At 64.5% G+C, this 20491-nt stretch carries 22 protein-coding genes, 1 tRNA gene and 1 pseudogene; 16 read left to right on the forward strand and 8 right to left on the reverse strand.

What is annotated here, in order from left to right; all coding sequences use genetic code 11:
* Window positions 1–244: 244 nt before the first annotated feature.
* Window positions 245–318, reverse strand: a tRNA-Gly gene (locus B7Z66_02130).
* Between the two features lie 382 nt (window positions 319–700).
* Here B7Z66_02130 and B7Z66_02135 point away from each other — a divergent pair.
* The 7 genes from B7Z66_02135 (at window position 701) to B7Z66_02165 (ending at window position 7286) form a co-directional block, all read left to right on the forward strand.
* Complete coding sequence (locus B7Z66_02135; GenBank protein ID OYV77939.1) at window positions 701–901, forward strand: thiamine biosynthesis protein ThiS; 201 nt, start codon at window positions 701–703, stop codon at window positions 899–901.
* A 53-nt stretch (window positions 902–954) separates the two neighbouring features.
* The gene (locus tag B7Z66_02140) at window positions 955–1767 is read left to right on the forward strand and encodes a thiazole synthase (protein OYV77820.1); all 813 of its coding nucleotides are present in this window, start codon (window positions 955–957) and stop codon (window positions 1765–1767) included.
* Window positions 1768–2008: 241 nt separating this feature from the next.
* A complete protein-coding gene (locus B7Z66_02145) occupies window positions 2009–2752 on the forward strand; it encodes a tRNA (guanosine(46)-N7)-methyltransferase TrmB (protein OYV77940.1) in 744 nt (247 codons plus the stop codon).
* A gap of 542 nt (window positions 2753–3294) precedes the next feature.
* Window positions 3295–4173, forward strand: coding sequence for a phosphoribulokinase (locus B7Z66_02150; GenBank protein ID OYV77821.1), 879 nt, complete (start codon window positions 3295–3297; stop codon window positions 4171–4173).
* A 101-nt stretch (window positions 4174–4274) separates the two neighbouring features.
* Entirely contained in the window at window positions 4275–4661 is a 387-nt protein-coding gene (locus B7Z66_02155; GenBank protein ID OYV77941.1) for a hypothetical protein, read from the forward strand.
* Window positions 4662–4781: 120 nt separating this feature from the next.
* On the forward strand, window positions 4782–5903 hold the full coding sequence (locus B7Z66_02160; GenBank protein ID OYV77822.1) for a histidine kinase: 1122 nt from the start codon (window positions 4782–4784) through the stop codon (window positions 5901–5903).
* Between the two features lie 342 nt (window positions 5904–6245).
* Complete coding sequence (locus B7Z66_02165) at window positions 6246–7286, forward strand: NADP(H)-dependent aldo-keto reductase (GenBank protein ID OYV77942.1); 1041 nt, start codon at window positions 6246–6248, stop codon at window positions 7284–7286.
* A 32-nt stretch (window positions 7287–7318) separates the two neighbouring features.
* On the opposite strand, the gene B7Z66_02170 is transcribed toward B7Z66_02165, so the two are convergent.
* A complete protein-coding gene (locus B7Z66_02170; protein OYV77823.1) occupies window positions 7319–7939 on the reverse strand; it encodes a hypothetical protein in 621 nt (206 codons plus the stop codon).
* Between the two features lie 225 nt (window positions 7940–8164).
* Between B7Z66_02170 and B7Z66_02175 the strand changes: the two genes are divergently transcribed.
* Both B7Z66_02175 and B7Z66_02180 read left to right on the forward strand, forming a co-directional pair.
* Window positions 8165–8416 (forward strand): hypothetical protein, encoded by a 252-nt coding sequence (locus tag B7Z66_02175; GenBank protein ID OYV77824.1) that lies wholly within the window; start codon window positions 8165–8167, stop codon window positions 8414–8416.
* Between the two features lie 41 nt (window positions 8417–8457).
* Window positions 8458–9129: a hypothetical protein gene (locus B7Z66_02180; GenBank protein ID OYV77825.1), complete on the forward strand. Its 672-nt coding sequence runs from the start codon at window positions 8458–8460 to the stop codon at window positions 9127–9129.
* A 71-nt stretch (window positions 9130–9200) separates the two neighbouring features.
* Here the strand turns inward: B7Z66_02180 and B7Z66_02185 are convergent, their stop codons facing one another.
* Entirely contained in the window at window positions 9201–9830 is a 630-nt protein-coding gene (locus B7Z66_02185) for a MarC family transcriptional regulator (GenBank protein ID OYV77943.1), read from the reverse strand.
* A gap of 320 nt (window positions 9831–10150) precedes the next feature.
* Here B7Z66_02185 and B7Z66_02190 point away from each other — a divergent pair, with 320 nt between their 5' ends.
* Together B7Z66_02190 and B7Z66_02195 are read left to right on the forward strand one after the other, a co-directional pair.
* Window positions 10151–10435 carry a hypothetical protein gene (locus B7Z66_02190; GenBank protein OYV77826.1) on the forward strand — a complete coding sequence of 95 codons (285 nt, stop codon included), beginning with the start codon at window positions 10151–10153 and terminating at the stop codon, window positions 10433–10435.
* Between the two features lie 284 nt (window positions 10436–10719).
* Window positions 10720–11232 carry a DUF1269 domain-containing protein gene (locus tag B7Z66_02195; GenBank protein ID OYV77827.1) on the forward strand — a complete coding sequence of 171 codons (513 nt, stop codon included), beginning with the start codon at window positions 10720–10722 and terminating at the stop codon, window positions 11230–11232.
* Window positions 11233–11417: 185 nt separating this feature from the next.
* On the opposite strand, the gene B7Z66_02200 is transcribed toward B7Z66_02195, so the two are convergent.
* The 3 genes and pseudogenes from B7Z66_02200 to B7Z66_02210 all read right to left on the reverse strand — a co-directional run bounded on the left by B7Z66_02200 (window position 11418) and on the right by B7Z66_02210 (window position 14062).
* Window positions 11418–11915, reverse strand: coding sequence for a hypothetical protein (locus B7Z66_02200; GenBank protein OYV77944.1), 498 nt, complete (start codon window positions 11913–11915; stop codon window positions 11418–11420).
* A gap of 553 nt (window positions 11916–12468) precedes the next feature.
* Window positions 12469–12870, reverse strand: a complete 402-nt coding sequence (locus tag B7Z66_02205; GenBank protein ID OYV77828.1) for a hypothetical protein — start codon at window positions 12868–12870, stop codon at window positions 12469–12471.
* A 285-nt stretch (window positions 12871–13155) separates the two neighbouring features.
* Window positions 13156–14062: pseudogene (locus B7Z66_02210) on the reverse strand (hypothetical protein).
* Between B7Z66_02210 and B7Z66_02215 the strand changes: the two are divergent.
* A complete protein-coding gene (locus B7Z66_02215; protein ID OYV77945.1) occupies window positions 13955–14584 on the forward strand; it encodes a hypothetical protein in 630 nt (209 codons plus the stop codon). The pseudogene B7Z66_02210 and the gene B7Z66_02215 sit on opposite strands and share 108 nt — an antisense overlap.
* Window positions 14585–14660: 76 nt before the next feature.
* Here the strand turns inward: B7Z66_02215 and B7Z66_02220 are convergent, their stop codons facing one another.
* Window positions 14661–15212, reverse strand: coding sequence for a YfcE family phosphodiesterase (locus tag B7Z66_02220; GenBank protein OYV77829.1), 552 nt, complete (start codon window positions 15210–15212; stop codon window positions 14661–14663).
* A gap of 300 nt (window positions 15213–15512) precedes the next feature.
* Here B7Z66_02220 and B7Z66_02225 point away from each other — a divergent pair, with 300 nt between their 5' ends.
* A complete protein-coding gene (locus B7Z66_02225) occupies window positions 15513–15866 on the forward strand; it encodes a DNA-binding protein (protein ID OYV77830.1) in 354 nt (117 codons plus the stop codon).
* A 242-nt stretch (window positions 15867–16108) separates the two neighbouring features.
* Here B7Z66_02225 and B7Z66_02230 read toward each other — a convergent pair whose 3' ends face one another.
* A complete protein-coding gene (locus tag B7Z66_02230) occupies window positions 16109–16621 on the reverse strand; it encodes a hypothetical protein (protein OYV77831.1) in 513 nt (170 codons plus the stop codon).
* Between the two features lie 199 nt (window positions 16622–16820).
* On the opposite strand from B7Z66_02230, the gene B7Z66_02235 reads away from it, so the two are divergent.
* From B7Z66_02235 to B7Z66_02245, 3 genes are all read left to right on the forward strand, one after another.
* Window positions 16821–17447: an ExsB family protein gene (locus tag B7Z66_02235; GenBank protein OYV77832.1), complete on the forward strand. Its 627-nt coding sequence runs from the start codon at window positions 16821–16823 to the stop codon at window positions 17445–17447.
* A 344-nt stretch (window positions 17448–17791) separates the two neighbouring features.
* Complete coding sequence (locus B7Z66_02240; protein OYV77833.1) at window positions 17792–18160, forward strand: hypothetical protein; 369 nt, start codon at window positions 17792–17794, stop codon at window positions 18158–18160.
* 141 nt (window positions 18161–18301) lie between these two features.
* Window positions 18302–20470, forward strand: coding sequence for a DNA helicase II (locus tag B7Z66_02245; GenBank protein ID OYV77834.1), 2169 nt, complete (start codon window positions 18302–18304; stop codon window positions 20468–20470).
* Window positions 20471–20491 lie beyond the last annotated feature (21 nt).

Here is a 20491-nt window from a genome sequence, read left to right on the forward strand (position 1 = left end):
GGCCGGAGCCACCGTCGCCGGGCGTTATGCCGAGCGCACGCTGTTCGATGGCGTCGGGCGCAGTCGATAAGCGGCGGGCATTTTCTTGGAACGGACGACAGCTCGCATTTCATGGCCGAAAAACGAATCGCATAGCTGGGCAGGGAGACGCCGAATCCCAAAATACTTCTGCACAATTCCTACACAGGCAAAAATCTCTGAAAATTACTTATATATTGCAATTACTTATATAAGTCCAAAAGAATGGAGCGGGTGAAGGGAATCGAACCCTCGCCATCAGCTTGGGAAGCTGAGGTTCTACCATTGAACTACACCCGCAGGTTAATTGCCCCTATTAGATAGCGCTTGGCGCCGTTCCTGTCAAAGGGGAACGCGCGCCCCGGGCGGGCGCATATCATAGCAGGGGGTCGGCCACGGCGGTGAGCCCTCCCACCCGATTCTGCTTAAAATAACCAGGGCGGCACGCCGGCCCCGGGGCTCCGCACGAAATCCCGGAATACGCGGAACGATCCAACAAAATCCGGTTGGCCCACAATCGACAGCGGCTAATTTCCCACGGACACCGATAGGGTGGCGGGGCAAGACACCTGGCGCCGCCGCGCCGGGCGGCCCGGGCCAGCTGCCGGCCCCGGTAACACGTTTTGGTATACAATGCGGAAAACACACGGATATTCCACTCAACCGGCATGCCCGAATGGTGATGGAGATAGTCCTGAACGGCGAGCCTCGGCAGGTGGCGGACGGGATCAGCGCCGCCCAGTTGCTGGATGAACTCGCGCTCGCTGGGCAACGGATCGCGCTGGAGGTCAATCGCGCGATCGTCCCGCGCAGCGCCTTCGGCGCCTGCCGCCTCCAGCCCGGTGACCAGGTGGAGATCGTGCGCGCCATCGGCGGAGGCTGACGCCCGCCGGCCCCGAGTCCGGCCTTCCCTGATCAAGAGGATCACCGTTCGTCATGTCCACCGTCATCGATACCCAGTCCCAGCGCCACTCAGACCCGCTTCGGGTCGCGGGGGTCGAATATCATTCGCGTCTCCTGGTGGGTACCGGCAAGTACCGCGACCTGGAGCAAACCCGACGTGCGGTAGAGGCCAGCGGCGCGCAGATCGTCACCGTGGCGATCCGCCGCACCAACCTGGGCCAGAACCCCGGCGAACCGAATCTGCTGGACGTGCTGCCTCCGGGGCGCTTCACCCTGCTGCCGAATACCGCAGGCTGCTACAACGCCGCGGACGCGGTACGCACCTGCCGATTGGCCCGGGAACTGCTGGACGGCCATGACTTGGTAAAACTGGAGGTATTAGGGGACGAGAAGACCCTGTTCCCGGACGTCGTGGAAACCCTCAAGGCCGCCGCGGAACTCATTCGCGACGGTTTCAAGGTGATGGTCTATACCAACGACGACCCGGTGCTGGCACGGCGCTTCGAAGAGTTGGGCTGCGTGGCGGTGATGCCGCTGGCGGCCCCCATCGGCTCGGGCCTGGGTATCCGCAACCCCTACAACATACTGACCATCGTGGAAAACGCCGGGGTGCCGGTGTTGGTAGACGCCGGGGTGGGCACCGCCTCGGACGCTGCGGTGGCCATGGAGCTGGGCTGCGACGGCGTACTCATGAACACCGCCATTGCCGGCGCCCGGGATCCGGTGCTCATGGCCAGCGCCATGGGTAAGGCGGTGGAAGCGGGCCGGGAGGCGTTTCTCGCCGGTCGCATCCCGCGCAAGCGGTTCGCCAGCGCGTCCTCGCCGATCGACGGGACATTTTTCTAGAACCCAGATCAAAACCCATCTCGGCCACGCATGCGGCGTTGCGGACCCCGCTGCGGTGCCCATTTACTACGTGTAAACTGCGTTCCTCGCAGGATCCACGCCGTGCCTGAACGTCCGATCCGCGATTTCTGCGATAGGCTCTAGGCAACCTGCTGGACTTAGGGGTCCGGCGCACGCGCCGGACCCAGACCGCCAGCCATTGATCCCGCGCTGGCCGGCACACCGATTCGCGGCACATACGATGCAGAGTCTCCTCCCCCCCTCCACAGACAGCCCCCACCGACGCACGGTGCGCAGTTTCGTGCGCCGGCAGGGACGCATTACCCACGCCCAGCGCCGGGCCCTGGAAACCCTGTGGGTCCGCTATGGCGTGGAACCGCAAGCCGCGGCCGTCCTGGATCTGGACCGCGTTTTCGGCCGCTGCGCCCCGCGGGTACTGGAGATCGGCTTCGGCAACGGGGACGCCCTGCTGGCCCTGGCCGAGCGTCACCCCGGGACTGACTTCCTGGGCATCGAGGTACACCGTCCGGGCATCGGCCACCTGTTCCTCGGCTTGGAGGCGCGGGGCCTGGGCAACGTGCGGGTACTTTGCGCCGACGCCCGGGAGGTGTTGGAACAGCACCTGGGGGATGGCGTGCTGGATCAAGTCTGCCTGTTCTTCCCCGATCCCTGGGTCAAGAAGCGCCACCACAAGCGCCGACTCGTCCAGGTGGACTTCGCGGAACTGGTGCGCCGGCGCCTCAAACCCGGTGGGCGTTTGGACATGGCCACCGACTGGGGCGACTACGCGGGCCACATGATGGAGGTAATGGGTGCCGCTCCGGGCTTCCGGAACCTCGCGGGGCCCGATGCCTACGCGCCACGCCCGGACTTCCGCCCGCCCACGCGCTTCGAACAGCGCGGGCAGCGGCTCGGCCACCGGGTCTGGGATCTGGCATTCCAGCGCGACGACCCGCCGGCCTCCGGGGGCGATCCAGAGGGGTGAGCGGCGGGCGCTTGCAATTGCCATAGCGCGCGGTACGGGACGCAAGGACACAGTCGGGCCCGCCCACTTTGATTCATCGTCACGCCGGTGGGTCGCGCCCTGGTGGCAACGGGGATCCTGTACTAGCGTGGTGTCCATGAGCGGCGTGGAGAATGCCGAGGTTCGCAGTCAGGGCCACGCCGCCCTGGCACGCACCCCATTGGCATGGCGGGACGGCACGTAAGGCCCGCTAGCCCGAGCGCCAACGCCGGGTGTGCCAGACCGGTCCCACAGGCCAGCGCTGAAGCACTCCGCCACCCGCATCGATCATGCAAGCAGCGGGGCAGCCCTTGCCGACCCCGCCCCTCCTGGGGCAAAATGGCCAATCCTGCGGCACTCGCCTTCGTGCCCGTCAGGCTGATCGAACGCGATCTCCCGGGCACCCAACCCCAGGTCCACCCAGCGCACGCGGCGCCCACACGGTGAACCCGCGCCCGGATAGAATCGCGTCGACGCTGTGAATTCATCAGGTTTTTTAAATCTTTCTGGACCAGGAGTGGCACATGTCGGAAAAGCATCCGATCGTCGCGGTAACGGGCTCTTCCGGGGCCGGTACCACTACCGTCAAGAGTGCGTTCGAACACATCTTCCGCCGCATGGGCATCAATCCCGTGGTGGTGGAAGGGGACAGTTTCCACCGCTACGACCGCGAGGCGATGAAGAAGGCCATCGCCAACGCCCACGGTGAACACCGCATCCTCAGCCACTTCGGACCGGAAGGGAATCTGTTCGACCGGTTGGAGTCGCTGTTCCACGAATACGGCGAACATGGGAGCGGCGAACGCCGCTTCTACCTCCACAACGAAGGGGAGGCGGCCCCCTACAATCAAAAGCCGGGGACCTTCACTCCGTGGGAACCGATTCCCGCGCAGACCGACCTGTTGTTCTACGAGGGGCTGCATGGGGGCGTGGTCACCGAAAAGGTCAACGCCGCGCGCCATGTCGACACCCTGGTAGGAGTGGCCCCCATCGTCAACCTGGAGTGGATCCAGAAGATTCATCGCGACTGCAAGGAGCGTGGCTACAGCGCCGAGGCGGTAACGGACACCATCCTGCGGCGCATGTACGACTACGTGCATTACATCACGCCGCAGTTCTCCCGTACCCATATCAACTTCCAACGGGTACCGACGGTGGACACATCCAACCCGTTTATCGCGCGCGACATCCCGACGCCGGACGAGAGTTTCGTCGTCATCCGCTTCCGCGACCCGAAGACGACGGACTTCTCTTACCTGCTGCGGATGCTGCACGACTCGTTCATGTCGCGGCCCAACACCATCGTGGTCCCGGCCGGCAAGATGGGGTTTGCCATGGAAATCATCCTCACGCCGATCATCGAGCGGATGATGGAGCGGAAGAAGCAGCTCCATAAGGGCTGACCCGTGCGCCGATGATGGGCGTGTTTCGGACGCTGCTCTCGCGTTACCACGCGCCGCTCGACGATCCGCGTATACTCTTGGTGCGGTTCCTGGGCCGCTACATGAACCGCACCATCATCGTCCACCGCGGACTCCCGGTACCGTGGCTGACGGAGTTGCTGAAGGAGCCCGGCGGGGCCGGCCACTTCCGCTTCGACGCGCGTCCGGCGCCGGGGCGACACCCGACCCCGATCGAGTGGCTCGCCCATCGTCACGTGCTGCCGTTCGGGCTCCCGGTGCCACTGATCGTACTGGTTCGCGAGGACGCCCTGCGGGTACGGCACCTGCTGCGCAAGGACCGCCTGATCCTCCCCAGCGAAATTCCCTGGCTACTGGACGAGATCGACACCCGGTATCACGCGCTGCTACGGCCCACCGAGCAAGGCCTGGCCGCGACGGCGGGAATCCCTCCGGACGACAACCGGATCGAAAGTCCCTACGGCGCGTAGCCCTACCCGCGGGGCAGGAACCCGGATCAGCCGCTGGATGGCCAACGCCGGCGGTGATCAGCAAATCAGGGCACCGGTCACCAGGTGCCGGAACCCCAGCGAACAGCAGGAGTAGAGTCCATGGGTTCATTTTCCTTCGCCCACAGCGCCGCGGGTCAGTGGCAGGAGGCCGCCGAGCACTGCCTGGCGGCCCTCGGCACACCGCCACCGGGAGCGAGTCTGGGGTTCCTCTACGCCACCGATGAACTTGCGCCGCACCTGGATGCGCTGCTGGAGCGGGTCCGGGAGCGCACCGGTGTCCCCCATTGGGTCGGCACCGTGGGGGTGGGAATCTGCGCCGGTTCCCAGGAGTATTACGAGCAGCCCGCCCTGGCCCTCATGGTCACGGACCTCCCCGGCGATTCGTTTCGGGTGTTCCCTCCGCTGCGTGAAGGGATCGAGGAGTTGGACGATGGGCTGGACGCCTGGCGGCAAGCCAGTGGCTCCCATGTGGCCCTGGTCCACGGGGACCCGCGCAACCCGGCGGTACCAGACCTGATCGAGGCGCTCGCCGGACGGGCCGCGGGCGGCTTCCTCGTCGGCGGGCTCAGCTCGTCGCGGGCCCACTACGCCCAGATCGCCGACGGGGTGGTCGACGGCGGCCTGTCGGGAGTGATGTTCGCCCGGGACGTGGCGGTGCTCACCGGCCTTACCCAGGGCTGTACCCTCATCGGCTCCAAGCATGTGGTCACCCGATGCCAACGCAACGTTGCGGTGGAATTGGACGGGCGCCCGGCACTGGAGGTCTTCTACGAGGAGATCGGCGAGGTACTGGCACGCGATCTCAACCGGATCGCGGGTTACATTTTCGTGGCCCTTCCGGTGCCGGGTTCCGACACCGGTGACTATCTGGTCCGCAATCTGGTGGGGATCGATCCCGCCAAAGGGCTGTTGGCAGTGGGCGACATGCTGCATACCGACGATACCCTGCAGTTCTGTCGCCGTGACGGTGCCAGCGCGCACACCGACCTGGTGCGCATGCTGCGTGACCTGAAACGCCGGGCGCCGGACCGCGCCCCCCGTGGCGGCGTGTATTTTTCCTGCCTCGGACGCGGGCGCAGCATGTTCGGCGCGGACTCTGCGGAGCTGCGCACCATTCAACGCGAGCTCGGCGAATTTCCGCTGGTCGGATTCTTCGCCAACGGTGAGATTTCACACGACCGGCTCTACGGCTACACGGGGGTGCTGGTGCTGTTTGCCTAGTACCTATCTCAAAATCGTGGATCGGGCGTTCAGGCAAGACGCGGACCCTGCGAGGGACGCAGTTTATCGGCAGCCAATAAGCACCGCAGCCGGGTCCACAACGCCGCATGCACGACCGCGATGCATGGTGAAATTGGTTCTAGGAGTCGGTCGGACTTAGGCGATCGTAGCGAGCAAGGTGGGAGAGTGAGGACCGTTTTTCGATCGTTTGAGGAGAATAGCCATCGCTATTGGACCAAACGGATCGGAAAAATGGACCGCTCTCCCACCAGCGCAGTAGATCAGTCCTAAGTCCGACAGACTCCTGGTGTAGTGTTTCACGTTTGGAGGCCCGCCATGCCCATGCGATACCGGAACCTCGGAGACACCGACCTGAAAGTCAGCGCCATATGCCTAGGCACAATGACCTTCGGGGAACAGAACAGCGAACACGAGTCCCATGGACAGCTCGACTACGCCCTCGACTGCGGCGTGAATTTCATCGACGCGGCGGAAATGTACCCGGTACCGCCGCGGCCGGAGACCCAGGGCCGCACCGAGACCTACATCGGTACCTGGCTGGCACAGCGGCGTTGCCGCGAGCGGATCATACTCGCGTCCAAGGTAGCCGGCCCCGGGGACGAGCTGCACTACCTGCGGCGCGGCAGAATCAGGCTCGACCGCCGCAATATTCTCGCCGCGCTGGACGCAAGCCTGGCACGCCTTCAGACCGACTACCTGGATCTCTATCAGGTCCACTGGCCGGACCGGCGCACGAATTTCTTCGGCCAGCTCGGCTATGCGCACGACCCCGAGGAGGACGCCGTGCCCATCGTGGAGACCCTGGAGACATTGGCGGAGGTGGTGCGTGCGGGAAAGGTGCGCTACATCGGGGTATCCAACGAGACGCCGTGGGGCGTGATGACCTATCTGCAGGCGGCGGAACGCCACGGATTACCGCGGATCGTCAGCGTTCAAAACCCCTACAACCTGCTCAACCGCACGTTTGAGGTCGGGTTGGCGGAGATCGCGCATCGGGAACGGGTTGGGCTGCTGGCCTACTCTCCCCTCGCATTCGGTGTGCTGAGCGGAAAATATCTGGGTGGCGCCCGCCCGGACGGAGCGCGACTCACACGCTTCGAGCGGTTCCAGCGCTACCACAACCCGCAAGGGGAGGCGGCCACCCGGGGTTACGTGGAACTGGCGCGCCGCCACGGCCTCGACCCGGCTCAGATGGCCCTGGCCTATGTGAACGCCCGCGGGTTCCTGACCGCCAACATCGTCGGCGCCACCTCCCTTGCGCAACTCGCATCGGACATCGCCAGCATCGACCTGACCCTATCCGAACCGGTGCTGGAAGGCATCGAGGCGGTCCATGGCCGACACCCGAATCCCTGCCCCTGAACGGATGACAGTGGTGCGCCCCGCACGCCCGGCTACAGTTCCAGCGCGCGCGTCAGCTCCGCCTGGATCGCAACGTCCGCCCCTGGTCCGTAACGGGTGTGTCCCGGCTGGAAGACGTCGGTAAAGGCGTATTCGTATTTCACATCCTGCAGCCCCAGTACACCGAGTAGACGATTTTCGTACGAGTCGTCGTCGGGACGGGGTATCAGGGTGGGCCAACCGGACTCGCCCGGGCTCAGGATCGGTCCGAAGAACACCACTCCGGGCTTGTTGCGCAGACGTAAAGCGCCACTGCCGCGGGTGCGCCCGGACATGAGCAGGAAATCGATGGTACGGGTGAGCCGGGACTTGCGGTGCAGGGGAATATCCACATGGCCTGCGATCGCCGGCGTCTCCGCCTCGAACGCCAGGGTCTGCGCCCCATAGCGGGCGCGCCAGGCATCCACGTCCCGCGCACCGAAATGGCTCGGCAGGAATACGTAGCGGGGGCTGGCCACCGCAGCGATGCGCCGTGCCAGCGCTTCCGAGAAAGGTGGGGTATTGACCAGGATCCCTCCCGCCTCCCGGTCCACCACCAAGTAGGCCGTGGCATCTTCCGCCGCTCCGTGGAGGCGGAAGATTTTGCGCCCAGGCACCACCAGGACCGATTCCATGCTACCCACCCCCAGCGTAGGGGATCGAAGTACGACCCACGGACCCGCTCATGGTGCCGGGCGGGCACCGGCGGCGCAAGGACCTAACCTAGCGTTGCTCGCGTAGGATAACCCTGAATCGGTCTCCACGCTTGCAGCGCTACATTTATGTCCCGCCTTGACGGCCGCACCGGGCGTCTTACTATAGGGGGGAAGCGGGCCCCTTGTGCGCCGCCAGAGAACGCCATGAAGCTCAACGAATATCTGGCCACCTGCCGGGAGCTGGCCGGGTTCTGCACTCAAAACGGCTGGATCGACAACGACACCTTGAGCGTCGACGTGCTGGAACGCAGCGACCGGGCGCTGGTGGCGGCGGTAACCTTCGATGAAGTGGTGATGGAAGGGTCGGGCTGCGTAGCCGATCGCGTCTCCTGTTATGGCCGCGTACGTGTGCTGCTGGACCCGAGCGGCGATGTGCAGGACCTGAAACTCCTGTAGACGCCGCTCCGCACCCGGAGCCGGCGCGGAGGGAACACACCGTGGCAACGGAAGCTGACGCCCGGAACCGGATACTGGACGCCGCGCTGGTGATCGCCGACGCACGCAGTTGGGAAGCCGTACGACTGGCCGAGGCCGCGCGGGACGCGGACATTCCGCTGGCCCAGGTGCCGACTTGGTTTCGCGAAAAGGAAGATTTGGTGGACGCCTGGTTCGCCCGGGCTGACCAGGCCCTGCTCCGCGATGCCGCCACCCGCGACTGCCAGGGATTGGCGCCCCGAGCACGGATGCACCGGGGTATCATGACTTGGCTTGGGGCCCTCGCACCCCATCGGCGCGTCACCCGCCAGATGGTCCTGGGACGGCTGGAGCCGGGACACCTGCACACGCAGTACCGCGCCCTGCGCGGGGTCAGCCGTACCGTGCAATGGCTGCGGGAAGCGGCGGGGCGCGATGCCCGTTATCCCTGGCGCGCCGTGGAGGAGACGGTGCTCACCGGAATCTTCATGACCACTTTCACCTACTGGTTGTGGGACGATTCCGCGGACGCGGTGCGCAGCGCCCGCCTTCTGGACCGTCTGCTACGCTGCGCCGAACCCATGGCCCGAGTCACACCGCTGGGCGCGCGCCCCGCTACGCATAGACCGGGGGCCGAAGATCCACCCCGGCGCAGCTCCAAGACGCCACCGCCGGCTGGCGCACCGGGGCCTTAACGGGCTTGGATCGAAAAACTGTCCTCACTCTCCCACCTTGCTCGCTACGATCGCCTAAGTCCGACAGACGCCTAGCGGATCAGGAACGCGGCCCGAATCCCGTCCAATACGAACTGGACCGCCAGGGCCGTCAGCACCAAGCCCAGGACCCGGCTCACCACATTAGCTCCAGTCTCACCCAGCCAACGCATCAAGTGCCCGGTCAACAGCAGCGCCCCGAGCGTCAGCAGCAACACCACCCCCAACACGAGAAGCACACCGGCGACGGCGGCGGGATCGCCACGGTGCCCTGCCAGCACTAACAGCAGGGTGGTAATCGCACCGGGCCCCGCGATCAACGGGAAAGCGAGGGGGAAAACGGAGATGTCGTGGCGGCGCACCGCCTCGCGCTGCTCGCTGCGAGTGGTGGAACGCAGGCCGGACTGGCGTGCGAAAACCATATCGATGGCCAGCAGAAACAGCAATGCCCCGCCCGCGATCTTGAAGGCCGGCAGACCGATCCCGAGGGCGGTAAGCAGACGGTTGCCCGCGAACGCAAACACCAGCAGGATAGCCCCCGCAAGCAACACCGCCTTGACCGCCATGCGGCGTTGCTCGAGCCGCGGGGACTCCTGGGTCAAGGCCCCAAACAACGGCACCAGGCCGACGGGGTCCACCACCACCAACATGAGGATAAACGTGTTGAACAGGAGATCAGACATCGCGCGCAGCACCGCCTCCTTACCGGGCCCACCGGTCTGCTACCGGCCGTGGACCGGAACTCTTCCGGCCGGCAGAGCGCAGACACCCGGGGGGGACCCGCTTCCAAACCCCCGGCGGGGGGCTTAATTTATGCGTGGGCGCGCCGAAACAGCCAGCACGGGTCCGCTTGCGTCGCCATGGGAATGGTCCTATAACTTAACCGTACACGGGACTTCGGACATCCTACGGCGCGCAGCGGCGTGCAGCAATGGACCAAACGCCGCGCGCGACACCAGGGTGAGTCGCACCCCGCGCAGCAGCATGAAGGGAGGTACCCAACATGCCAGGAGAACTTGAGCCGAGGGTCGGCGACTGGTACCGGATCACCGGCGGGGGACAGTTCGAAGTAGTCGCCGTCGACGAAGACGACGGCACCGTCGAGATCCAGCATTTCGACGCCACCGTGGAAGAGATGGATCTGGACGCTTGGTTCGAGATGGACCTGGAACCCATCGAACCACCGGAGGACTGGTCGGGGTCCCTGGACATCGAGCGCGACGACTATGGGGTCGACCTCGGGCCCGGACCAGAGGACTGGGCCAATCCCCTGGACGAGTTGGACTGACCGGGATTGACCCGAAGCCAGCCAACCCACTGCGGGCCAGTAGGGTCCGACCACGCTGACCAACCCAATGCCCCAGTACCGCGGGCGGGTTCCACCCCGCCGTCGCCGGAGTCCGGCCGGCGACGGCGCAACCCCACTGTTTCGCAATAAATTAATTTATTTTCAATATTTTATGATCTCCATGCAGGTATCCGACGGCAGCCCTCCGATGAACTATACTTCCAGTATCAAGCGTATCCGCACGCCGGGTGCGCTTGCCCCTATCACGGAGGAAGGAGGTCGTTATGCGCAGACGACTGTATTTCCTGCTGCGGGACACCGCCCAGGCGAAACGGGTGGTCAACGAGTTGCTGCTGGCCCGTGTTGAGGCCGGTCATATCCATGTGCTGGCCAAGCAGGGCACGCCCCTGGAGGACCTCCCGGAGGCGGGACTGCTCCAGAAGAGTGACTTCGTCCATGGCGTGGAGCAGGGACTCGCGCTCGGTGGTCTGACCGGTGCCATAGTCGGCGTGGTATTGATCGCCGTTGCCCCGAGCGGTTTAGACCTCAATGGCGTGGCAGTGCTCACCATGGCGCTGGCCGGTGCCCTGATGGGTGGCTGGGCATCGGGCATGATCGCCACGGACGTGCCCAACAGCCGCCTGAAACGATTCAAGGCGGCCATCGAACAGGGGGAAGTCCTGATGATGGTGGACATCCCCAAGACCCGAGTCCAGGAGGTCACCGCACTGATACGCAGTCATCACCCCGAGGCCGGCATGCACGGAACCGAGCCGACGATACCGGCCTTTCCATAAACCATCGGCCGGCACAGACGGTCAGCGGGAGCCATCCCGCTCTCTGCCCCCGGTGCCAGAAGCGCCGGGTTTTTTTTGTGGCCCCGCCACCGCGTTATCCCCCGTCGCCATCGTAGGGACGGTGGATCCGGGATGCGCCGAAACCGCTCACTCACCCACGTTCAGCAGCAGTCCGCGATGCCGCGTCACCCTTCGATACTGGCCCTGGAGTAGACCGCAAGGACCTCCCAGAAATCCGCCTGGACCTGATCCCTGGGCAGCCCCAGCAGACCTTCACGGGAAGCCTTCGCCAGGAACTCCTGGGCGTCGGGGTTACCGGACTGCGCGGCGCGTTGATACCACATGAGGGCCTGTTCCTCGTCCTTCACGACGCCGCGGCCTTCCGCAAACAGGGTCCCCAGGTTCGCCTGCGCGCCGCTGTGGCCCTGGAGTGCGGCGCTGCGAAACCAACTGGCCGCCAATCGATCATCCCGAGCCACGCCGTGTCCTGTGGCATAGAGAAACCCCAAGGCATTCTGGGCGTCGGCGTGCCGGAGCATCGCGGCGCGACGATAGCGCTGGAACGCCGCGCGATCATCCGCAGTAACCCCGATACCCAGTTCGTAACGGCGTCCTTCCTGGTAGTGCGCATGGGCCCGATCCTGGAGCGTCGCCCGCTCGTCTGCCCGTGGGTGTGATCGCATGGTATTCATTTTGGTCGGCCTCCCGTGACTTTCCACTCCGAGGAACCGGCCTGGGTCCCCACCCGAGCGGAAAGCAGTTGACGGTCTAGGCGCTCCCTGCCGTCACCAGTCCTATCGCCACTGTGGAGGTTCCCTGTGGAACAGCGCACGCCGACTCTGTGTTCCAGATCACAACTCACGTGCCTGCTCTGCGTTAAAGCATAAGGTGTGCCAACCTCATCGGGGTGACATAGAACAACCGCTTAGAAGGGATGCGGGCAGACCCGGAAATCCCGGGGTGACACTTGGCGTCACCATTTGCCCCTTACGGGCGGACGTTTGGCCTGTGTGGGGCCCTCAATCCCGCGCCCGGTATCCGGGACAAGACACCATCATGCATGAAGGCACCAGAGGACGCCGCTCCATCACGACGAGCCCACGGGACGGGGGTGATGCCCATCCCGGACATCACGGTCCAAGGGAGCAACGCGATAGCGGCCGCGCCGTGCAGGAACGGCAGTCAGTACCACTTCCAGCGGGACCCACAAGCGGAGCAACAAAATAATACCGCAAATCATGGAAACCGGTCCGGGTATCTAAGGTGGACGCTGGGGTCCAACAGGACGACGTGGCCGTCCCGCACCGCTATGTCCACCGGGATCAGGGAGCGCCCGTGACAAGGGCCGTGCACACAGTAGCCATCCTCGATCCGGAACAAGGCGTCGTGGTTGGCGCACTGAATCAGGGTGCGCTCGCGGTTCAAAAACTGGTCCGGAAGCCAGTTCAGGGGCGCCCCGGTATGGGGGCAGCAGTTGAGATAGGCGTACACCGTGGGCCCGCGGCGCACCAGAAACAGTTCCCGTGACCCTCTGGGGGTCTCCAGGAGAAACCCCCGGGTACCGTCCCGTGGAACCGTATCCAGGACACAAAGCGCCTGATCCTGGACCGGCCTCACGCAGCGCGAGCCCGCCACCATCCGCGGCGCGTACGCCGGGCCGGCGGCGCGATGCGCGCGGACCTTCGGGGACGGATTTTTCCCCTACGGGATGCGCGGCGAGCACCCAATGACCGAAGGCGCGTATCTTGGTCCGTGGATTCCATGGCCATTGTGGTGGTCCCCCGTAGTCTGCATGGCACGCAGCGCAATCCCTGGATTCCGGTCTGCGTCCAGGCTGCCCAAGCGCCAAATGTTGAAGCCGGACCAGACCATTGAGCTGATCCGCGGAACGCGCGGGAACCTCGTGCCTCTACGATATGCGCACTACGTCAGTGCCATTCCGCTCAGGCCCCACTGTCCACATTTCTGGCCCGCGAGCCGACAGGCCCGTGGAAGAGTCTCCTCCAGGGCCCACCCGCGGACCAAGCCGTCGATCACAGCGGCGTTGAATACATCGCCCGCCCCCAAGGTATCCACCACCCGTGCTGGGGGCACCGCGTCGCTGCGGACCGCTCCACCCCTCCGATCCAGGGCCGCAGCCCCCTCCGCACCCCAGGCACAAACCAGCCACTCCGCCGGTGTCTGGCCGCGCACCGCTTCCAGGAGGTCCAGGGGGTCGTCGTAGCCCGCGTGGCGCGCGTACGCCCGGGAGAACAGCAGGAGATCGGCGTCCGCGTAGAGGGACTCGATCCCCGGCCGTGGCTTCTCGATCTCCACTGAGCACGCCACCCGCGGGGCCACCTCCCGGACCCGCCGCAGCATGCGCCGGGTCTCTGGGACGTTGCGCCCTTCGAAGTGCAGCCAGTGAAACCGGCCTGGATCCACGGTGGAAAAATCCGCGCTGCTGAATTCCGGGAGATCGCGGTAGTGGATGATGGATCTGGACCCGTTGCGCTGGTTGATACAGATACAGGAAGTCGGTATGCCCCCCAGACCCGTGGCGGTGGCACGCTCCGGTGTCGATTCCGTAGCGTTCTAGATCACGGTCGATAAGTGCCGCGGCGGGCGCAGTGCTGAGCACCCCGGCGAAGCTGCACCGATGGCCCAACTGGCTGAGGACCACCAGGCTGTTGGAGGCGTTTCCACCCCGTTGCACGTGATGCGCCACGGACCGTACCTCCGTATCTTCCTCTGGATATCCATCAACCACGTTGATGACATCCAGCGTCGCGACGCCAACGCCCAGGATCTCCGTCATGCCCATCCCCCGCCCCGGCGTGCGCGCGGCCATGGCCCGCCTAGCGCCTGCGCGCCGCATCCCGTACCATTGCGATTCCAGAATCCGCACCGGCCCTCAGCCGATCCAGCCCCGTCACCGGAGCCCGCGCAGGTGTCCGACATCGAATTCGCCACCCCCCAGGAAGCCGAACAAGCCTTCTATCAGGCCTTCGAACGGGCCGATCTGCCCGCGATGATGTCAGTGTGGGCGGATCTGCCCAACACCGTATGCATCCACCCCCTCGGGCCCCGGCACCAGGGTCGGACCCAGATCGAGGCCAGCTGGCGCGAGATCTTGAGTGCGGGCCTGCGTCTGCGGTTCACCATAACGGAAACCCAGTATACCCAGGACGCCCTTCTTGCCGTGCATGTGGTCCAGGAGAATATCCAGGCTACGGGCGAGTCCGGACGCCGGACACCAATCCTCAGCACCAACATTTATCAGCTCATGGATTCGGGCTGGCGCATGATCCTGCATCATGCGTCCCCGGCCCCCCGGGCGGCAGAACACGGCCGGTCACCGTCACTCCACTGAGCCCGCGCGCGGCATTTACGGATTGGGCCCCAAGCCGCGGATACCGCACCGGTCTGCAACACGGGCTGGAGTAGCGCTAATGCCCGGGGCCTATTTTTGGGAACCGCAGCTCACGCACCGTCCAACGGGCGGCCGTGGCCTCTAATATCAGGCAGGAAGGCCCACCAAAGGTCCGTGCCCGCCCTCCCGCCCCAGGATTGAGCACCCACGGCCGTTGGCTCCGATCACACACCATCCGATGGCTGTGGCCGTAGCTGATCGCCCGAGCGTGGGGAAACGCGCGGCGCAGCCGGACATGCCGGTTGGCTGCAGGCACGCGATCGCCATGGACCACCACCAACCAGCCGCCGGGCAGTTCCAGCTCGGCCTGTAGGGGAAGACCGTCGAGGCACCGGCGTTGCGCACCGGTCCACCGATCAGGTACATCGTTGTTTCCCCGTACTGCCACGATACGGCCGGTCCGTGGCCTCAACGCCGCAAGCACGGCGACGCCGCCGATGTCACCGCAATGGACGACCATGTCGCACCCCGCCACCGCGTCAGCGACCTGTGGATCCAAAAAGCCGTGGGTATCCGCTATGATAGCAACGCACACCCTAACACTTGCGGTGTCGCACTGTGGCGTCATCGATCCCGCTCCGCCGCAACCCGGGGGCTGAATCCCAGGGGCGCCAACGCCACCCGCCGGGACCCGCCGGGACCATTCGATCCACGTGCCCTGGTCATTACCGTTCCCACTTTTCTTCCCGAAGCCGGCCCGCGCCACAGAACCGGAGCCGATCCCAACACAGTTGTTGCCAGCGGTAGATCAGCGGCTCGTCGGCAGCGCGTATCCAGCATAATTTCAGGCTTTACGCGCACGCAACATGTGCTATCTTTAGTGCGCCTGTTAACCTCAACCCAACCCTTATATAGAAGGAGCTCATCGATGGCCGCGAAGAAAAAGTCTGCTTCCCGAACTTCAAAGAAGGCTGCCGCCTCGAACAAGCCCGCCACGAAATCTGAAGTCTACTCGTACCTCTCGGACAAAACCGGTTTGACCAAGAAGGACGTTGGGGCCGTTTTCGACGCGATGTCGGGCCTGATCAAGCGGGACCTCAAGAAGGGGCCCGGCATATTCACGGTGCCCGGTCTGATGAAGATCAAAGTAGTGCGCAAGCCAGCCACCAAGGCACGCAAGGGCATCAACCCCTTTACCGGCGAAGAGGCCACCTTCAAGGCCAAGCCGGCCCGGAATGTCGTAAAGGTTCAGCCGCTCAAAAATCTCAAGGACATGGTATAGGGCGCGCCGCGCCTGATCCGTGTGGCTAGGGCCTGTTGACGCTATTCGCCCGGTAGCGTTACAGGCCCTAGTGTGGTGTTTCATGTTTGGAAGCCGATTCAGCGGTCCACGGACCGTTCAGACGCAAAGCGTGTCCGCGGGAAACTACCTTAAAACACCGGTCTTGCGTGCGTTGCGATGCTTTTGGGGAACCCTGAACGGGCCTCCAAACGTGAAGCACTACTCGGGCTTAGCGCCTGCACTCATAGGTCATCCCGGCGGGACTCATCGGCCGACGCTTCCTGGGCGGCGAGCTTCGCACGTATGAATTCACTGTGGGGAACGTACAGAAGGTCCGCGATCTTGCGCACCAAGTGTTCTTCGTATTTGTCGAGACGGGAATCGGCGAACGCGATGTCCCACAGCAGACGGATCACCTGGCTCTTCTGATCCTGAGAGAACTGTCCGTTGATCAACTGGGTGAACTCGTGGAGCGATACGGATTCCCGGGACGCCTGTTCGGACAGGGCCACCAGTTCCGACGTCTCTTCTTCGGATAAGCCAAACCGCAACCGCAGCAGCTCCGCGACCTTGGCGCGTTCCACGTCCTGAACGGCGAAATCGGCGCGCGCCATCTCCAGCAGCAGTGCGCCGGTAGCCAGCTGTACACCGCGCCCGCTTTCAACACCGGACGCGGACGAACGGACGCGATCTTGGAAAAATCTGCTCAATGCGGCCAACATGTCATAGCTCCGTGGAACTCCTATCCCCAGCATGGCCCAGGTATTCGGAGAATGATCCTATCAGGATACGCCGGGTAACCCTAAAGGACCGCTCGGGTCCGGCATCTTCCGGTACGCGGATAAATCGCACGGGATCGCACCCCCCACAAGATCCTGACGCCGCGCCGGGAAAATGGTTCCCAGCCAGCCGACTAGGCTCGCGCGACACCTGGGTTGCTGCTGTAATACCCCCATGACGGACTGGTCCATCATTCTGGTAAGTGGCGGGGTGGAAAGCATGACCCTGCTTCACCGGGAAGCGCGCCGCGCAAGCGTCGTTCCCTTGTTCGTCGACTACGGCCAACGGGCGCTGGAAGCGGAACGACGGACGGTTCGGAACCAATGCCGGATCCTGGACCTCGAGCCGGTAGAACTGGACCTGTCTCGCGTCGGCAGGCGCTTCCACGGCACCGCCCTCATGAGGGCCCACGTTCCCCTCCCCCATCGTAATATGGTCCTGTTGTCCCTCGGGTTCAGCTATGGGGCGCGAATCGGGGCTCGCCGGATATATCTGGCGCTCAACCGCGCAGATGCTCACGCCTACGCCAGCGCTGGGACACCATTTCTTGATGCGTTCCGGCATATGATCGACATCTTGGAACCGGACCTGGCGCTCTGTACGCCATTCATTGAACTTCACAAAGCGCAGGTCATCCAAATCGGCCAGTCCCTCGGGCTGGACTTTGCACGCACCTATTCCTGCCTGCTCGGGCACGCACGCCACTGCGGGGTGTGCCCGCAATGTTGCAAGCGTCGGGACGCGTTCCAGGCCGCGGGGTTAGCCGAACCGGAGCGGTTCTACCGCCGAACGCCGGGCTAGACCGGCGGTTGGGCACGGACCGGGGGCTGGAAATTTTCCCTACTGTAACACTCGCTTAGAAACGCCCTGTAGGATCTCGGCGGACATAACTCTGAGGCTTAGCCCGCATTTCTTAAAGAAACTACGCAACCGGCCGTTACAATGTTCGGTCACGGGGGATAGTCCCGAAAGGCAAGCCCCAACCAAGACCGCAGTCGCACTACGAAAAGTCCGCAGGATCTTACCCGCATAGGAATGCACAGGCGCCGGTCCGCTCACGGCATTGCCGTGAACGTCCCGGTACGGCGTGCTACGCCCCGACGCAGACCGCACGCGTACATTCTGGCTGGCCAGGAAGTTCAAAAATGATCGAGCAACGCAGTCGACCACGTAAGAACGTCGCGATTCAGGTAGAGGTGGCATTCCAGGGCAGTATGGTACGTGATGGCTACGCGAGCAATGTCAGCGCGGATGGCGCCTATATGGAATTTGGCTATCCAGTGGAACTGGCACCCGGGACCGATCTGCTCCTGAAATTCCGGATCTGGACCGGTCAGGAACACATCTGCCGGCTACTGAAGGCCAAGGTTACCCGCTGCGACACCACCGGTCTCGCGCTCGCATTCGCCGACCGGGACTTGATCTCCCACGCGGTGGTGGAGGACATCCGCTTCTACCAGGGCTGCGAGCGCCGATCCCAACCGCGCCTCCAGGCTACCGCTATTCCCGCGTGAAATGGCGAATCCGCGGATCCGGCGCCGTCGCGCCGAGTCCGCGGACCGCTCACCCAGCCGGCCCCGACTCCAGAGCGCGGGTCACGCCAAGCCGTCCGGTCTGCCACGAACTCGTGATCGAATCTGTTAGAATCCGGCGACATGGATGTCAGCCACCTCCTAGACCCCCTGAATGACGCGCAACGCGCCGCGGTCAGCGCGCCTCCGGGACCGGTGCTGGTGCTCGCGGGGGCGGGTAGCGGCAAGACTCGGGTGCTGACTCATCGGATTGCGTGGCTGATCCAGGTGGAAGGAGTCTCTCCCTACGGAATCCTCGCCGTCACCTTCACTAACAAGGCCGCCGCAGAGATGCGCGGGCGCACCGAACGGCTGCTGGGGACCCCGGTGGGCGGCATGTGGATCGGCACCTTCCACGGCTTGGCGCACCGGCTGCTGCGGACACACTGGCACGAAGCGGGCCTACCCCAGAGCTTCCAGATCCTCGACTCCGAGGATCAATACCGGCTCATCCGCAGGGTCTTGAAGTCCCTGGACCTCGATGAGGACCAGTGGCCACCGAAACAAGCGCAGTGGTTTATCAACGCACGCAAGGATGAGGGCCAGCGTCCCCAGGGCATGCCGGACCAGGGTGACCTGCATGTTCGCCAGATGCTGCGGATCTATCAGACCTACGAGGAACACTGCCGCCGCGGCGGACTGGTGGATTTCGCGGAACTGCTGTTGCGCGCCCATGAACTCCTCAAGGAGCGCCCGGAACTGCTGTCCCACTACCGGGAGCGTTTCCGGCACATCCTGGCGGATGAATTCCAGGACACCAACACGATCCAATACGATTGGCTGCGACGACTGGCGGGCGGCACCGCCCAGGTATTCGTGGTGGGTGACGACGACCAGTCGATCTATGGCTGGCGCGGTGCCCGCATCGAAAACATCCAGCGCTTTACCAAGGATTTCCCTGGCACCCAGCTGGTACGGCTGGAACAGAACTACCGATCCACCGGCACCATCCTCGCCGCCGCCAACGCGCTGATCTCCTGCAACCAGGGCCGTATGGGCAAGAAGCTCTGGACCGACGGTGCGCACGGCGAGCCGATTCTGCTCTATACCGCCTTCAACGAGCTGGATGAGGCGCGTTTCGTGGTGGATCGTATTCAGCAGTGGGTTGCGGATGGCAACGCAAAACGGGAAATCGCAATCCTGTATCGGTCCAACGCCCAGTCGCGGGTATTCGAAGAGGCCCTGCTCTCCACCGGCATTCCGTACCGGGTGTACGGTGGCCAGCGGTTCTTTGAACGGGCGGAGATCAAGGACGCCCTGGCCTACTTGCGCCTGCTGGCCAATCCGGACGATGACGCCGGCTTCGAACGAGTCGTCAACATGCCCGCGCGGGGCATCGGCGAACGCACCCTGGCAGCAGTACGTCAGGGCGCACGGGAACGCGGGGTATCTCTTTGGCAGGCCACCCGGTTCGTGCTGGAGTCCGGCACCCTGGCGGCCCGAGCCGCCAATGCCCTGCAGGCATTTCTGGTGCTGATCGAGCGACTGCGCGGGGAGACCGCCGGGCTCGAGCTGCACGAGCGTGTGGATCACGCCATGACCGCCAGCGGATTGCTGGAGCACTATCGTAACGACCGCTCGGAACGAAACCGCGCGCGGGTGGAAAACCTCGAAGAACTGGTAAGCGCAGCGCGCCACTTCGAACCCGGCGCGGAAGACGCGGCCGACGATCCCCTATCGGCGTTCCTGGCCCACGCGGCCCTGGAGGCCGGCGAGGGTCAGGCGGATGCCGCGGACGATTGCGTCCAGATGATGACCCTGCATTCCGCCAAGGGACTGGAATTCCCCCTGGTGTTTCTGTGCGGCCTGGAGGAAGGCCTGTTTCCCCACCAGCGCTCGGTCTTGGACCCGGCCCGGCTCGAAGAGGAGCGCCGGCTATGTTATGTCGGGATCACCCGCGCCCGGCTACGCCTGTACGTCTGCCACGCCGAAAGCCGCCGTTTGCACGGCTCCGATACCTATTCGCGTCCATCGCGCTTCATCGGCGAACTGCCCGCCGAGCTGGTACAGGAAATACGCCCGCGTGCCGCGGTCACGCGTCCGGTCTACATCCCCCCCGGCCCACGCGCCCGCAACGGCGGGGCCGCCCCCGCGGGCCTGGCCCTCGGACAGCGGGTACGCCACGCCAAATTCGGCGATGGGGTCATCCTGCAATACGAAGGTGATGGGGGACACGCGCGGGTACAGGTCAACTTCGAGCGTGCCGGCAGCAAATGGCTTGTGCTGAGCTACGCGAACCTGGAAAAGCTCTAACCCGAATTCTGCCCGGTCTCC

It is taken from the genome of Chromatiales bacterium 21-64-14 (assembly GCA_002255365.1).
Lineage (GTDB): Bacteria > Pseudomonadota > Gammaproteobacteria > 21-64-14 > 21-64-14 > 21-64-14.

What these genes read in the sequence shown, in the direction of transcription:
- B7Z66_02175 (OYV77824.1), top strand. Translation starts at nt 8,165, where the DNA reads ATGAAGCTCAACGAATATCTGGCCACCTGCCGGGAGCTGGCCGGGTTC.
- B7Z66_02140 (OYV77820.1), top strand. Translation starts at nt 955, where the DNA reads ATGTCCACCGTCATCGATACCCAGTCCCAGCGCCACTCAGACCCGCTT.
- B7Z66_02195 (OYV77827.1), top strand. Translation starts at nt 10,720, where the DNA reads ATGCGCAGACGACTGTATTTCCTGCTGCGGGACACCGCCCAGGCGAAA.
- B7Z66_02155 (OYV77941.1), top strand. Translation starts at nt 4,275, where the DNA reads ATGAACCGCACCATCATCGTCCACCGCGGACTCCCGGTACCGTGGCTG.
- B7Z66_02170 (OYV77823.1), bottom strand. Translation starts at nt 7,939, where the DNA reads ATGGAATCGGTCCTGGTGGTGCCTGGGCGCAAAATCTTCCGCCTCCAC.
- B7Z66_02165 (OYV77942.1), top strand. Translation starts at nt 6,246, where the DNA reads ATGCGATACCGGAACCTCGGAGACACCGACCTGAAAGTCAGCGCCATA.
- B7Z66_02200 (OYV77944.1), bottom strand. Translation starts at nt 11,915, where the DNA reads ATGCGATCACACCCACGGGCAGACGAGCGGGCGACGCTCCAGGATCGG.
- B7Z66_02220 (OYV77829.1), bottom strand. Translation starts at nt 15,212, where the DNA reads ATGACGCCACAGTGCGACACCGCAAGTGTTAGGGTGTGCGTTGCTATC.
- B7Z66_02190 (OYV77826.1), top strand. Translation starts at nt 10,151, where the DNA reads ATGCCAGGAGAACTTGAGCCGAGGGTCGGCGACTGGTACCGGATCACC.
- B7Z66_02235 (OYV77832.1), top strand. Translation starts at nt 16,821, where the DNA reads ATGACGGACTGGTCCATCATTCTGGTAAGTGGCGGGGTGGAAAGCATG.
- B7Z66_02145 (OYV77940.1), top strand. Translation starts at nt 2,009, where the DNA reads ATGCAGAGTCTCCTCCCCCCCTCCACAGACAGCCCCCACCGACGCACG.
- B7Z66_02240 (OYV77833.1), top strand. Translation starts at nt 17,792, where the DNA reads ATGATCGAGCAACGCAGTCGACCACGTAAGAACGTCGCGATTCAGGTA.
- B7Z66_02185 (OYV77943.1), bottom strand. Translation starts at nt 9,830, where the DNA reads ATGTCTGATCTCCTGTTCAACACGTTTATCCTCATGTTGGTGGTGGTG.
- B7Z66_02245 (OYV77834.1), top strand. Translation starts at nt 18,302, where the DNA reads ATGGATGTCAGCCACCTCCTAGACCCCCTGAATGACGCGCAACGCGCC.
- B7Z66_02230 (OYV77831.1), bottom strand. Translation starts at nt 16,621, where the DNA reads ATGCTGGGGATAGGAGTTCCACGGAGCTATGACATGTTGGCCGCATTG.
- B7Z66_02135 (OYV77939.1), top strand. Translation starts at nt 701, where the DNA reads ATGGAGATAGTCCTGAACGGCGAGCCTCGGCAGGTGGCGGACGGGATC.
- B7Z66_02225 (OYV77830.1), top strand. Translation starts at nt 15,513, where the DNA reads ATGGCCGCGAAGAAAAAGTCTGCTTCCCGAACTTCAAAGAAGGCTGCC.
- B7Z66_02160 (OYV77822.1), top strand. Translation starts at nt 4,782, where the DNA reads ATGGGTTCATTTTCCTTCGCCCACAGCGCCGCGGGTCAGTGGCAGGAG.
- B7Z66_02205 (OYV77828.1), bottom strand. Translation starts at nt 12,870, where the DNA reads ATGGTGGCGGGCTCGCGCTGCGTGAGGCCGGTCCAGGATCAGGCGCTT.
- B7Z66_02150 (OYV77821.1), top strand. Translation starts at nt 3,295, where the DNA reads ATGTCGGAAAAGCATCCGATCGTCGCGGTAACGGGCTCTTCCGGGGCC.